The 12,526-nt window shown below is 71.1% G+C and carries 13 protein-coding genes; 7 read left to right on the top strand and 6 right to left on the bottom strand.

The window, feature by feature from the left end:
• Positions 1-13 precede the first annotated feature (13 nt).
• The 3 genes from QF035_RS21010 to QF035_RS21000 all read right to left on the bottom strand — a co-directional run bounded on the left by QF035_RS21010 (position 14) and on the right by QF035_RS21000 (position 2,612).
• Complete coding sequence (locus tag QF035_RS21010; RefSeq protein WP_307521979.1) at positions 14-772, bottom strand: hypothetical protein; 759 nt, start codon at positions 770-772, stop codon at positions 14-16.
• 204 nt (positions 773-976) lie between these two features.
• On the bottom strand, positions 977-1,933 hold the full coding sequence (locus QF035_RS21005; RefSeq protein ID WP_307521977.1) for a hypothetical protein: 957 nt from the start codon (positions 1,931-1,933) through the stop codon (positions 977-979).
• Complete coding sequence (locus QF035_RS21000) at positions 1,920-2,612, bottom strand: RNA polymerase sigma factor (RefSeq protein ID WP_307521976.1); 693 nt, start codon at positions 2,610-2,612, stop codon at positions 1,920-1,922. The genes QF035_RS21005 and QF035_RS21000 overlap by 14 nt, the downstream gene beginning before the upstream one ends.
• A gap of 100 nt (positions 2,613-2,712) precedes the next feature.
• Between QF035_RS21000 and trpS the strand changes: the two genes are divergently transcribed.
• The 3 genes from trpS (at position 2,713) to QF035_RS20985 (ending at position 5,790) form a co-directional block, all read left to right on the top strand.
• Positions 2,713-3,726 (top strand): tryptophan--tRNA ligase, encoded by a 1,014-nt coding sequence (gene trpS / locus QF035_RS20995; protein WP_307521975.1) that lies wholly within the window; start codon positions 2,713-2,715, stop codon positions 3,724-3,726.
• Positions 3,727-3,906: 180 nt separating this feature from the next.
• Positions 3,907-4,485, top strand: coding sequence for a 2'-5' RNA ligase family protein (locus QF035_RS20990; RefSeq protein WP_307521974.1), 579 nt, complete (start codon positions 3,907-3,909; stop codon positions 4,483-4,485).
• 99 nt (positions 4,486-4,584) lie between these two features.
• Positions 4,585-5,790 (top strand): hypothetical protein, encoded by a 1,206-nt coding sequence (locus QF035_RS20985; RefSeq protein ID WP_307521973.1) that lies wholly within the window; start codon positions 4,585-4,587, stop codon positions 5,788-5,790.
• Positions 5,791-5,889: 99 nt separating this feature from the next.
• Here the strand turns inward: QF035_RS20985 and QF035_RS20980 are convergent, their stop codons facing one another.
• Both QF035_RS20980 and QF035_RS20975 read right to left on the bottom strand, forming a co-directional pair.
• A complete protein-coding gene (locus tag QF035_RS20980) occupies positions 5,890-6,645 on the bottom strand; it encodes a decaprenylphospho-beta-D-erythro-pentofuranosid-2-ulose 2-reductase (RefSeq protein ID WP_307521972.1) in 756 nt (251 codons plus the stop codon).
• Between the two features lie 67 nt (positions 6,646-6,712).
• Entirely contained in the window at positions 6,713-8,068 is a 1,356-nt protein-coding gene (locus QF035_RS20975; RefSeq protein ID WP_307521970.1) for an FAD-binding oxidoreductase, read from the bottom strand.
• Between the two features lie 132 nt (positions 8,069-8,200).
• On the opposite strand from QF035_RS20975, the gene QF035_RS20970 reads away from it, so the two are divergent.
• From QF035_RS20970 to QF035_RS20955, 4 genes are all read left to right on the top strand, one after another.
• Positions 8,201-8,722, top strand: coding sequence for a phosphatase PAP2 family protein (locus QF035_RS20970; protein ID WP_307521969.1), 522 nt, complete (start codon positions 8,201-8,203; stop codon positions 8,720-8,722).
• Positions 8,715-9,662 (top strand): decaprenyl-phosphate phosphoribosyltransferase, encoded by a 948-nt coding sequence (locus QF035_RS20965; protein ID WP_307521968.1) that lies wholly within the window; start codon positions 8,715-8,717, stop codon positions 9,660-9,662. The genes QF035_RS20970 and QF035_RS20965 overlap by 8 nt, the downstream gene beginning before the upstream one ends.
• 101 nt (positions 9,663-9,763) lie before the next feature.
• Positions 9,764-10,168 carry a GtrA family protein gene (locus QF035_RS20960; protein WP_307531286.1) on the top strand — a complete coding sequence of 135 codons (405 nt, stop codon included), beginning with the start codon at positions 9,764-9,766 and terminating at the stop codon, positions 10,166-10,168.
• Positions 10,156-11,193, top strand: coding sequence for a YihY/virulence factor BrkB family protein (locus tag QF035_RS20955; RefSeq protein WP_307521967.1), 1,038 nt, complete (start codon positions 10,156-10,158; stop codon positions 11,191-11,193). The genes QF035_RS20960 and QF035_RS20955 overlap by 13 nt, the downstream gene beginning before the upstream one ends.
• Here the strand turns inward: QF035_RS20955 and QF035_RS20950 are convergent.
• A complete protein-coding gene (locus QF035_RS20950; protein ID WP_444968451.1) occupies positions 11,147-12,478 on the bottom strand; it encodes a D-alanyl-D-alanine carboxypeptidase family protein in 1,332 nt (443 codons plus the stop codon). The genes QF035_RS20955 and QF035_RS20950 overlap by 47 nt on opposite strands.
• Positions 12,479-12,526 lie beyond the last annotated feature (48 nt).

The following is a 12,526-nucleotide window of genomic DNA, read 5'->3' as shown; positions in this document are numbered from 1 at the left end:
GCAGAAGCCCCTTTCAGACATCCCTCAGCTCCTGCCGAGGACCCGCCTCCCGCACCCGAACCCGCCGACGGCCCAACTCCCGCACTCCCGGCAACCGCCCGACGAACGGCCGCAGCCCCAGGGCCAGCACGGCCCCCGTAACCAGCCCAGGAATCGCCCACCACCAGTCGGTGTCATCGTCCGCTGCTGCGGCGGCCGCAGACGTTCCGGACTGCTCCGTGGACCCGGCCTCGGGTGCGGACCCGGCAGCGGCACCCTCCGCCGTCTCCCAGGGCGCCGGATAGATTGCGCCCGCGCCGGACGACGACTCACCCATCACGCCGAGCTTCTTCAACAGCGCGCGCACTGCCGTCGGTTGCTCGGCCTTGTGCCAGTAGCCGTTCATGGACTTCGGAACGTCGGCCGCCGTGTGTATCCAGACGTCCTTGGTGCGTGGTGTCTCCAGATAGACGCGGTCGACCCGCCAGGGCGAGACGTCATGGATCATCCAGGTGACATTGATCTGCCGACCGCTGCCCACGCCCAGACCGGGCGGCTCCTCGCGGGTGCCGCTGCCCGGCTGTCCGAGGAGGCGCTCCAACTCCCCGTAGTCCTCCTTCGAGTTGTAGAGCGCTGCGCTCTGGCCGCTCTCCGGCGAGACCACCAGCACACTCGTCGGACCGCCGGCTGTCGCCGTGGGCGCGCACAGCACCACCAGTCCGAGAGCCATCGCCCAGCCCGAGACCGCCGCCCAACCCCGGCTCCCCGTCACCCGTGCACGAACCCTGCGCATCGCGACACCCCCCAATCGGCCCCGGTGCGGTCCGCCCGCACCCGCGTGTCACTTCTGGTACACCGCTCGACCCACCGGGGTTCCCACTCGGCGCCGACCAAAATTTCGAGAAATCAGCGCCGCGCCAGGCCGCCGCCCCGCCCCGGTCCGGCTGGGCCCCGCCCCACATCGCCCAGCCCAGCCCCGCCCTCGTCAACAGGCCCGCTAGCCCAGCGACTTCGCGATCTCCACCGCTCGCGCCCTCGAAGCCACACCCTCCAGCCGGAGCGTCAGGTCGCCCCCGTGCACCCACAGCAGCGTGGGTCCCGCGGTCCGGGTGGAGTGGGTGAACTCCCCGTTCCCGTCCATCAGCCAGAGGCGCAGGAGATGAGGGTCGGGGAACCACAGCGCCGTACGCTCGACGAAGTCCGCGTCCTTGCCGAGCGGCACATACTCCGGCTGCTTCCGCACGAACTTGGTGAAGCCGGGACTCAGCACCGCCGGATACTCGTCCAGCCGGACCGTGCGCCCCTGCTCGCGCCAGCACAGGGTGATCAGGAACCGCCCCTTCGGCTCGCGGGTCACCGTCACCGCCTCCGGGGTCCCCAGGGCAGGGGGCGTGAGGGGCGCGAAGCCCGCCCGCCGCTCGGCCTCGGCGAGGGTGAGGGACGGGCCGCCGCAGCCGGGCACCTGGGCCCCGTGCGAAGGCGTCGCCGACGGGTCGTACCGCACCTCCACCCCGCCGAAGTCGAACCACTCGACGACCGCGGCGCGCACCGGAGGCGTGAGCACGAGGACCGTCAGCAGACCGCACAGCCCCGCGGCCAGCGCGCGCCGACGCGCCCGGGCCCAGCGGCGCACCGCCCTCAGCCGCTCCGCGAGGCCCGGGGGCTCGGCCACCGGGACCGGTACGTGCTCGGCGAGTATCTGCTCCAGCACCCGCTCGACCATCGACTCACCGCCCGCCGCGCCGGGCCGGTCCAGCGACCGCCCCAGCGCCCGCAGCTCCTCGGGCAACCGGGAGACACCCGGCCCGTGCCCATCCCCCTGCCCAGGTCCAGGTCCAGGCGCATGCCCGCGCCCGTCCCCGCCCCCGTGCCGGCTCTCACGCCGGCCCCGGTCACCGAAGGACGACCCCGGGCCTCCCACCTCGTACGACTCGTCCGAGTCACTCACGCTCATCACCTCCTCCCCGCGCCTTCCGACCTCTCAGGCCGTCCCGGCCGTCCCGGCCGTCCCGGCACTCCGAACCCCCCGAACCCCCCGAGCCCGCCGAACCCTCCCGCGGTTCGAACTCCGGCAGCAGTCTGCCGAGCTTCCGCAGGGCGCGGCTGAGCCGGGATTTCACCGTCCCCCGCGGCCAGCCCAGGGCCTGGGCGGTCTCCGACTCGTCCATCTCCAGCAGATAGCGGTAGGTGACGACCAGGCGGTGGTCCTCGCCCAGTCCCTCCAGGGCGGTCAGCAGGGCCGTCCGGCGCTCGACCTCCAGGGCCGCGGCCGCCGGATCCGCCGATTCCGGTATCAGCGGCTCGGCCTCCACGAGGGCCGCCTCACGGCCGGCCAGCGTCCGCTGGCGCACCGCCGTCCGCACTGTGTTCCTCGTCTCATTGGCGACGATCGAGAGCAGCCATGGCTTGAACGCCGCGCCGTCCCGAAAGCGCCCCAAGGAGCAGTAGGCCTTGAAGAAGGCCTGCTGCACCACGTCCTCCGCGTCCGCACCCGCCCCCAGTGCCGCGGCCGCCCTGAGCGCGAGGCCCGTATGGGCACGCACCAGCTCCGCATACGCCTCCGGCTCTCCGGCGCGCACGCGTGCGATCACCGCGGCCTCATCGACGATGCGGCCCCCCTCCCGCGTCCTCACGCTCTTGTTACACCGCCGGAGGCAGATCGGTTCCCACCCGTGTCACATCTGTTTCCGACCAGTTCCGGAACGGCCCCTGACACCTGAGAGAATGGTGAGCATGGCCTCTGATCGTCCCCGTGTGCTTTCTGGAATCCAGCCCACCGCAGGCTCGTTCCACCTCGGCAACTACCTCGGCGCCGTCCGCCAGTGGGTGGCCCTGCAGGAGTCCCACGACGCGTTCTACATGGTCGTCGACCTGCACGCGATCACCATTCCGCAGGACCCCGCGGACCTCCGCGCCAACACCCGGCTCGCCACCGCCCAGCTGCTGGCCGCCGGTCTCGACCCGGAGCGCTGCACGCTCTTCGTCCAGAGCCATGTCCCCGAGCACGCACAGCTCGCCTGGGTCATGAACTGCCTCACCGGCTTCGGCGAGGCCTCCCGCATGACCCAGTTCAAGGACAAGTCCGCCAAGCAGGGTGCCGAGCGCGCCTCGGTCGGCCTCTTCACGTACCCGATCCTGCAGGTCGCGGACATCCTGCTGTACCAGGCCAACGAGGTTCCGGTGGGTGAGGACCAACGCCAGCACATCGAGCTGACGCGCGACCTCGCCGAGCGCTTCAACGGCCGCTTCGGGCAGACGTTCACCGTTCCGAAGCCGTACATCCTCAAGGAGACGGCGAAGATCTTCGATCTCCAGGACCCGGCGATCAAGATGAGCAAGTCGGCGTCGACTCCGAAGGGCCTCATCAACCTTCTCGACGAGCCGAAGGTCACCGCCAAGAAGGTCAAGAGCGCGGTCACCGACACGGACACGGTGATCAGGTACGACGTCGAGAACAAGCCCGGCGTCAGCAACCTGCTGACCATCTACTCCACCCTCACCGGGACCGGTATCGCGGAACTGGAGCAGAAGTACGTCGGCAAGGGCTACGGTGCGCTGAAGACTGACCTCGCCGAGGTCATGGTCGACTTCGTGACGCCGTTCCGGGAGCGTACCCAGCAGTATCTGGACGACCCGGAGACGCTCGACTCGATCCTGGCCAAGGGGGCCGAGAAGGCCCGCGCCGTCGCCGCGGAGACTCTCTCCCAGACGTACGACAGAGTGGGTTTCCTGCCGGCGAAGCACTGACCGCCAGGACGACACCGGGGCCGAAAACCGGGACAACAGCCAGTACGAGACCAGGGCAACACCGGTACGACAACCGGAACGGGGCCGTACGGCCGTACAGTCGATAGCCGAACCGGCAGCAACCCCTGCCCGAGAAGTACATAAACACGACGGAACATCAACACAACGACAGGAGACGACGTGGGGACCGTAACGATCGGTGTGTCGATCGCGGTCCCGGAGCCACACGGCAGCCTGCTCCAGGAGCGGCGCGCGGGCTTCGGCGACCCCGCGGCTTCCGGCATCCCCACGCACGTCACACTGCTGCCGCCGACGGAGGTCGACGAGTCGGCGCTCCCCGCGATCGAGGCGCATCTCGTCGAGGTCGCGGCCGCCGGCCGCCCCTTCCTGATGCGTCTGTCGGGCACGGGGACCTTCCGTCCGCTGTCGCCCGTCGTGTTCGTGCAGGTCGTCGAGGGGGCCGAGGCCTGCACCTGGCTGCAGAAGCAGGTCAGGGACGCGTCCGGGCCCGTGGCGCGCGAGCTGCAGTTCCCGTACCACCCGCATGTCACGGTGGCGCACGGCATCGACGACGAGGCGATGGACCGGGCGTTCGAGGAGCTTGCGGAGTACGCGGCCGACTGGCCCTGCACCGGCTTCGCGCTCTACGAGCAGGGGGCCGACGGCGTGTGGCGCAGGCTGCGTGACTACGTCTTCGGGGGCGCTGTCGTACCGCCGCAGGCCGCCCGCGCGGAGCGGGGCCCGCTCCCGGCCCGCTGAGCGAACAGCCCGCCGAGTGGACGGCCCACCGACTGGACAGCCCGCGGACCGGACGGTCCACGGGCCGGGCGGGCGGGGAATCGGACGATCAGGGGGATCATGCGCAGGATCGTGACGGGCCTCGCCGTGCTGGGCCTCGCGCTGGCCGGATGCGGTACGGAGGCCGACGGCGACGACGGCAAGGCGAAGCAGCCCTCGTCATCGTCACCGTCGGCCGGTAGGACGGCCGGGCCGACCTGGGCCTACGACGAGATCCTCGACGACGAGAGCGAGCTGTCGGACGTGATCGCGACGGCCGACGACGACGTCTGGGCAGCGGGCACCGTCACCGCCACGGACAGTGAGAATCCGTCACCCGACGACGGTTTTCTGCTCCACCACGACGGCACGCGCCGGCAGCGGCAGCCGATGCCCGCCGCGCTCGGCTCCGCCGTCCACGAGGCCCGCTTCGACTTTCTGGGTACGGACGGGTTCCTGCTGACGGCCTCGCTGCCGACCCTGGCAGGGCCACGGACGGTCCGCTGGGACGGCACGCGCTGGACCGCGCTCCCGGAGCTGCCGGGCGACGGCGGCCGGCTCGTCGACATGAAGGCGTTCGCGGCCGACGACGTATGGGCCCTGAGCGGCGAGTCGCGGATCCACCACTGGGACGGCACCCGGTGGAGCACTTCGACCCTGCCCGCCACCGTCGTCTCGCTCGACGGCGTCGCGGCCGACGACCTGTGGGCCGTCGGCTACCGCGAAACGGGTGACGGCAGCGACGGCGGAGAGTTCACACAGCCCGCGGCCGTGCACTGGGACGGCTCCTCCTGGCAGCTGACGGAGACGCCCGCCTACCGCTTCCCCGAGCCGGTGCCGCCCGAGCCCGGCGCCTCGATCGACGACGTCCTCGCTCTCGCGGCCGACGACGTCCGCGCGTACGGCACGCACAGCTTCAACCACGGCGAGGTGGAGGACGAACCCCAGGAGGAGCCCGTACGGCTCCGCTGGGACGGCTCCGGCTGGGCCAAGGCGCCCGACGCAGAGGGGGACTGCGCCGGACGCGTCCCCATGGCGGTCGACGGCACGCGTGGGCTGTTCCTGGACGGCAACCGGTACGTCGACAGCGGCGGTGCCTGTACGAAGATCAAGCGGCCGCGGTTGCCCAGCGAGGGTGGTGTGCGGGCGACTTCCCGGCAGTCGTTGTGGTTGTCGGCGGTGGAATTGGTGCCGGGCACCGATCGGGTTCTTGGGGTGGGGCACGTCCAGGTCAATCAGAGCGGGAATCCGATGAGCAAGTCCGTGATCGTGTCGCTCAAGCGGTAGCGCTCCGCGGGGAGCGGGGCGGGGGCGGGGCAGTGTTCAGAGTGCGGGCCGGTGGGGGCTTGTCGCGCAGTTCCCCGCGCCCCTAGGGGGCATCGCCCCCTAGATCGGCAGGCGGCGGAACACCGACCTCGGTACGTGCCTCAGGGCCGTCATGACCAGCCGCAGTGCCCCCGGTACCCACACCGTCTCGGAGCGTCGGCGCAGGCCTGTCTCGATGGCCGTGGCGACCGCCTCGGGGGTCGTCGCGAGGGGGGCCTCCGGCAGGCCCGTCGTCATCCTGGTGCGGACGAAGCCGGGGCGTACGACCATCACGTGGACGCCCGTGCCGTGCAGGGCGTCGCCCAGGCCCTGGGCGAAGGCGTCGAGGCCCGCCTTGCTGGAGCCGTAGATGAAGTTGGCGCGGCGGGCGCGCTCACCGGCCACCGAGGAGAGCACCACCAGGGAGCCGTGTCCCTGGGCCTGGAGGGCCCGCGCGCACACCAGCCCCGACGACACCGCGCCCGTGTAGTTGGTCTGCGCGACCCGGACCGCCGAGCCGGGCTCGTTCTCGTCGCGCGACTGGTCGCCCAGGACACCGAACGCGAGCAGTACGAGATCGATGTCGCCCTCGGCGAAGACCTTGCCGAGGGTGATCTCGTGGGCGTCGGGGTCGAGCGCGTCGAAGGCGACCGTACGGACGTCCGCGCCGAGGACGCGCAGGTCGGCGGCGGCCGTCTCCAGGGCGGGCGAGGGGCGGCCGGCGAGCCACACCGTGCGGGTACGGCGGGCGATCAGCCGCCGCGCGGTGGCCAGTGCGATCTCGGACGTGCCGCCGAGAACGAGCATGGACTGGGGGGCACCGAAGGCGTCCTTCATGAAACCGAACTCCTATGGAGAGAGATTCAGAGAGAGTGGGAAAACCGAACTCACCGAGCGGATCGCCTCAGAGCCCGAGGCGCCGGGACAGGTCCGAGGTGAAGACGGAACGCGGGTCCAACTCCTCGCGCAGCGCCCGGAAATCGCCCAGCCGCGGATACATCTCCGAGAGCAGCTCGGGCCGCAGCCGGGAGTCCTTGGCGAGGTAGACACGCCCGGCGGCCGCGGTCACCTCCTCGTCCAGCTCGTCCAGGAAGCCGTCGAGCCCCGGCAGGTTCGCGGGGATGTCCAGCGCGAGGGTCCAGCCGGACATCGGGAAGGACAGCCAGCCCGGATCGCCCTCCCCGAAGCGCTTCAGGACGGCGAGGAAGGAGGGGCAGCGGCGCTGTGAGATGCGGTGCACGATCCGGCGCAGGGCGTCCTCCTGGCCGTATCCGACGACGAACTGGTACTGCACGAAACCGCCGCGCCCGTAGACGCGGTTCCAGTGCGGCACGCCGTCGAGGGGGTGGAAGAAGGTGGAGATCCGCTGCAGTTCGCCGCTGCGCTCGCGGGGCGCTTTCCGGTACCAGAGCTCGTTGAAGAGACCGACCGTCGTCCGGCCGAGCAGTCCCTCGGGCAGCCAGGCGGGGGCGGCGGGCAGGCTGCCGGGACGGAACTCCAGAGGGGCTCTACGCGCGCGCGTGCGGTCCGCCAGCACCTCCAGGGGGGCGTGATCGCCCCGGGTCAGCACCGAACGCCCCATGGACGCGCCGCGGGCCAGCAGATCGATCCAGGCGACCGAGTAGCGGTAGCGGTGGTCGGTGGCCGTCAGGCGGGCCATCAAGTCGTCCAGGTCCGTGGCGCGTTCCGTGTCGACCGACATCAACGAGGTCGCCACGGGCTGCAGCCGGACGGTGGCCGTGAGGATGACACCGGTCAGGCCCATCCCGCCCGCCGTGGCGTCGAAGAGGGGCGTGCCGCGGCTCACCGTACGGATCTCGCCGTCCGCGGTCAGCAGTTCGAAGGAGAGCACATGGCGGGCGAAGGAGCCGGACACATGGTGGTTCTTGCCGTGGATGTCCGCGCCGATCGCCCCGCCGACCGTCACATAGCGGGTCCCGGGCGTCACCGGCACGAACCAGCCCAGTGGCAGCAGGACTTCCATGAGGCGGTGTAACGAGACGCCCGCGTCGCACAGCACCGTCCCGCCGTCGGCGTCGATCGCGTGGACGCGGTCCAGGCCCGTCATGTCGAACACGGCCCCGCCCGCGTTCTGCGCCGCGTCCCCGTACGCCCGTCCCAGGCCCCGTGGGATGCCTCCGCGGGCCCCGCACTCCCGGACGGCCGCCGCGGCCTCCTCGTACGAACGAGGGCGGATCAGACGGGCGGTGGTGGGGGCGGTGCGGCCCCACCCCGTGACGGAAACCGTGTCGGCAGGCATGCACGCGACCGTATCGCCCGAAAGTGACCGCTAGTTCCCTAACATCCTTACTCTCCCCGAAATGGGTGATTAATGGGATGTCGCTCAATATTGCCGGAGTTCCAGCGGTGTTGACGTGAACAGTGAGTCCACATGGACCACCACGACGACGTCCCCGACCTGGACCACCGGATCCTCACGGCCCTCCACGCCCGCGGTGCCGCCCCGAGCGTCGCCGCCGCCGCGCGGGCCCTGTCCCTGGCCGGCGAGCACGGCGCGCTGTGGCTCGCGGCGGGCCTCGCCGGAGCGGCCGTCGACCGGGAGCGGCGCGGCGCCTGGCTGCGCGGCACGGCCCTGACCGCGGGCGCGCACCTGGCCAGCATGGGTGTGAAACGGCTCGTACGCCGCCCACGCCCAGGACACGTCGAACCGCTGGTCCGCACCGCGGGCCGGCACTCCTTCCCCAGCTCGCACGCCACCTCCGCGGCGGCCGCCGCCGTGGCCTTCGGAGCGCTCGGCGCCCACGTGGTGCCCCCGCTGGCCGCCGCGATGTGCCTCTCGCGGCTCGTCGTCGGCGTCCACTACCCCTCCGACGTGGCCGCGGGCGCGGCGCTCGGCGCGATCACGGCCCGGCTCGGGGCCCGCTGGATGACAGGAGGCCGTGACCATGGCTGAAACGGTCCTTCTGGAGAGCACGCACAAGAAGCACGAGAAACAGTCCGCCCGGGAGAAAAGCAGCCTCCTAAGAGGACTGATCAGGACCGCCCGTCCGAAACAGTGGGTCAAGAACGTCCTCGTGGTCGCCGCCCCGGCCGCGGCCGGCGAGCTCTTCTCACGCCACGCGCTCACCCAGATCGCGCTGGTCTTCGTGCTGTTCACGGCCTCCGCCGCCGGCGTCTACCTGGTCAACGACGCCCGGGACGCCGACGCCGACCGCGCCCACCCGGTCAAGCGCCACCGGCCGGTCGCCGCCGGACAGGTGCCCGTACCGGTCGCCTACTCCGTAGGGATCGCGCTCGCCGTCGTCGCCCCGACGGTGGCCGCTTTCCTGTGCTCCCCGCTCACCTCGGCCCTGCTGACCGCCTACCTGGGCATGCAGTTCGCGTACTGCGTCAGCCTCAAGCACGTCCTCGTGATCGACCTCGTCGTCGTGACCACCGGGTTCCTGATGCGGGCCATGATCGGGGGCCTCGCGCTCGGTATTCCGCTGTCGCGCTGGTTCCTGATCACGACCGGCTTCGGCGCGCTGTTCATGGTCTCCGCGAAGCGCTACTCCGAAGCCGTGCAGATGGCCGGGAAAGCGGGCGCCACGCGCGCGTTGCTCACCGAATACACCACCGGCTACCTGCGCTTCGTCTGGCAGCTCGCGGCCTCGGTCGCCGTCCTCGGCTACTGCCTGTGGGCCCTGGAGGAGGGCGGCGTACCCCACACCAGCGTCCTGCCCTGGCGGCAGCTGTCGATGGTCGCCTTCATCCTCGCGGTCCTGAGATACGCGGTGTTCGCCGACCGCGGCACCGCGGGCGAACCCGAGGACGTCGTCCTGCGCGACCGCGCGCTCGCCCTCATCGGCGTCGTGTGGCTCGCGATGTACGGCCTGGCCGTGGCCAACTGGTGAGCCACGCACAGCGGCTGAAGGCCCCCGGGCCCCAGCCTCAGCCCCAGGCCCACCCCCAGCCACCGCCGAGGCCGCGGGCCCGGCGCCCCGGAGCCCAGGAGCTGCTCGGCTTCGCCGCCGCCGGGCTCCTCGCGTACGCCGCCGACCTCGCCCTCTTCGTCTGGCTGCGCGGCCCCGTCGGGCTGGACCCGCTCACCGCCAAGGCACTGTCGTTCGTGGCGGGCTGCTCGGTCGCGTACGCGGGCAACGCGCTCGGCACCTACCGCCACACGACGACGGGGGGCCTGCGCCGGTACGCGGTCTTCTTCGCGGTGAACGTCGCCGGAGCCCTCGTCCAGCTGCTGTGCATCCTCATCAGCCACTACGGCCTCGGGTTCACCTCCCCGCGCGCGGACACGGTGTCGGGTTCGGGAATCGGCATGGCGCTCGCCACTGTCCTGCGGTTTTGGGGTACCCGGACATTGGTTTTCCGAGGCGAGGGCAGAGTCGGATCATGGACTGGCTGAAAAAGCTCCCCGGCGTGGGCCCGTTGGTCACACGTCTGATGGCCACGCACGCGTGGCGCTCGTACGAACGGCTGGACCGGGTGAAGTGGACGCGGCTCGCCGCCGCGATGACCTTCATCAGCTTCGTCGCGCTGTTCCCGCTGATCACCGTCGCGGCGGCGATCGCCGCCGCGACGCTCGACAAGGACGGGCAGGAGAAGCTGCAGGAGAAGATCGCCGAGCAGGTGCCGGGCATCTCCGACCAGCTCGACATCGGCGGTCTCGTCGACAACGCCGGCACGGTCGGACTCATCGCGGGCGCCCTGCTGCTGTTCACCGGCATCGGCTGGGTCGGTTCGATGCGCGAGTGCCTGCGCGCGGTCTGGGAGCTGCCGGACGAGGAGGAGAACCCCTTCCTGAGCAAGCTCAAGGACGCCGGCGTACTCGTCGGCCTCGGTGGCGCCGTGCTCGTCACGCTCGCCGCCTCCACCGTCGCGTCGAGCGCGGTGGGCTGGACTGCCCGGCTGTTCGGCATCGACGAGGACGGCTGGGGCGGGGTGCTGCTGCAGACCGCCGCGTTCGCCGTGGCCGTCCTCGCCGACTTCCTACTGCTCCTGTACGTCCTGACGCTGCTGCCCGGAGTCCAGCCCGCGAGGCGCCGCCTCGTGGTCGCCGCGCTCATCGGCGCGGCCGGGTTCGAACTGCTGAAACTGCTGCTCAGCGGCTATATGCAGGGCGTCGCCTCGAAGAGCATGTACGGGGCGTTCGGGGTGCCCATCGCACTGCTCCTGTGGATCAACTTCACCTCGAAGCTGCTGTTGTACTGCGCCGCCTGGACGGCGACGCAGCACGAGGAGCCGGCCGGGTCCGAAGAGCCGGCCGAGCCCGACGACTCCGCCGCGGCGGACGGACCGGCCGGGTCCGGCGGATCCACCGGGTCCGGGTCCGGCCCGGTCGCCGACGCCGGCAGAGCCACCGGCCTCGGCAAGTCCGCCGGTGTCAGCGGCGGCGGCGCATCAGGTCGGGCAGCGGCCAGCGGCGGTTGATCACGAAGACACCGGCCGCGAGGAGCACGAGGACGCCGCCGGTGATCGCCAGCGCGATGCCGACACCGCTCGAACCGTCCGTCTCGGCCGAGGCCGCGACGGGCTTCGAGGAGGCCTCGCCGTCGCCCGAACCGCCCGCCTCGCCGGAGGCGTTCGCGCCCGGCTGCGCGTCCGTGTCCGCGCTCTTCGGCGGCACCAGCTCGCCCACCGGGTCGACCTTGCCGGACGCCTGGAAGCCCCAGTCGAGGAGCTTCGCGGTCTCCTTGTAGACCTGGTCGTGCTCCTCCTTCTCGGGGTTCATGACCGTGACGAGCAGCACCTTGCCGTCGCGCTCGGCGACACCCGTGAAGGTCGAGCCCGCGTTCGTGGTGTTGCCGTTCTTCACACCTGCGATGCCCTTGTAGGCGTCGAGACCGTAGTCACCCGTGAGCAGCCGGTTGGTGTTCTGGATCTCGAAGGACTCGCGGGTCGTCTTGCCCTTCTTGTTCTTCTTGGTCTCGCCGGGGAACTTCGCGCGGACCGTCGAGCAGTACTCCCGGAAGTCCTTCTTCTGCAGGCCGGAGCGGGCGAACAGGGTCAGGTCGTACGCCGACGACACCTGCCCCTTCTCGTCGTACCCGTCCGGACTGACCACGGTCGTGTCGAGGGCCTGGAGCTCCTCCGCGTGCGCGTTCATGTCCTTGACGGTCTGGTCGACGCCCTTGTTCATCGCGGACAGGACGTGGACCGCGTCGTTGCCGGAGCGAAGGAAGACGCCGAGCCACAGGTCGTGGACCGTGTACGTCTCGTCCTCCTTTATGCCCACCATGCTGGAGCCCGAGCCGATGCCCGCCAGGTCGGACGGCACGACCTTGTGCTTCTCCGTCTTCGGGAACTTCGGCAGCAGCGTGTCCGCGAAGAGCATCTTCAGCGTGCTCGCCGGAGGCAGCCGCCAGTGCGCGTTGTGCGAGGCGAGGACATCGCCCGACTCGGCGTCCGCGACGATCCAGGAACGGGCGCTCAGGTCCTTCGGGAGGACCGGGGCGCCGGTGCCGAGGTTCGCCTGAGTGCCGGACCGGCCCAGCTGGGCGCCGCCCACGGTCGACATGTCCGCCGGGGGCGTGGCCGACGGGCTGGTCGACGACTTGCCCGACGGCGAGGTCGACGTCGACGGAGTCGCCGACGGAGTCGAGGAGGGCTTGTCGTCCGCGAGGGCCGGCGCGGTGGCGGTCGCGGTGAGCGCGAGCGAGAACGACAACAGGGTGGCGGAGGTGACCAGCAAGGAGGACTTGGCGGTCTTTTTCATGGCGGGCACGGTCGAGAACGTACAGGGCGTCGGGCGGGAAGTCGCGCG

This window comes from Streptomyces umbrinus, assembly GCF_030817415.1.
Classification (GTDB): domain Bacteria; phylum Actinomycetota; class Actinomycetes; order Streptomycetales; family Streptomycetaceae; genus Streptomyces; species Streptomyces umbrinus_A.
The sequence above is the reverse complement of the archived record's forward strand: the minus strand, read 5'-3'. Positions and strand labels throughout refer to the sequence as shown.

Coding starts and splice junctions, on each gene's coding strand:
- QF035_RS21010 (WP_307521979.1), bottom strand. CDS start 772: ATGCGCAGGGTTCGTGCACGGGTGACGGGGAGCCGGGGTTGGGCGGCG.
- QF035_RS21005 (WP_307521977.1), bottom strand. CDS start 1,933: ATGAGCGTGAGTGACTCGGACGAGTCGTACGAGGTGGGAGGCCCGGGG.
- trpS (WP_307521975.1), top strand. CDS start 2,713: ATGGCCTCTGATCGTCCCCGTGTGCTTTCTGGAATCCAGCCCACCGCA.
- QF035_RS20985 (WP_307521973.1), top strand. CDS start 4,585: ATGCGCAGGATCGTGACGGGCCTCGCCGTGCTGGGCCTCGCGCTGGCC.
- QF035_RS20980 (WP_307521972.1), bottom strand. CDS start 6,645: ATGAAGGACGCCTTCGGTGCCCCCCAGTCCATGCTCGTTCTCGGCGGC.
- QF035_RS20975 (WP_307521970.1), bottom strand. CDS start 8,068: ATGCCTGCCGACACGGTTTCCGTCACGGGGTGGGGCCGCACCGCCCCC.
- QF035_RS20970 (WP_307521969.1), top strand. CDS start 8,201: ATGGACCACCACGACGACGTCCCCGACCTGGACCACCGGATCCTCACG.
- QF035_RS20965 (WP_307521968.1), top strand. CDS start 8,715: ATGGCTGAAACGGTCCTTCTGGAGAGCACGCACAAGAAGCACGAGAAA.
- QF035_RS20955 (WP_307521967.1), top strand. CDS start 10,156: ATGGACTGGCTGAAAAAGCTCCCCGGCGTGGGCCCGTTGGTCACACGT.
- QF035_RS20950 (WP_444968451.1), bottom strand. CDS start 12,478: ATGAAAAAGACCGCCAAGTCCTCCTTGCTGGTCACCTCCGCCACCCTG.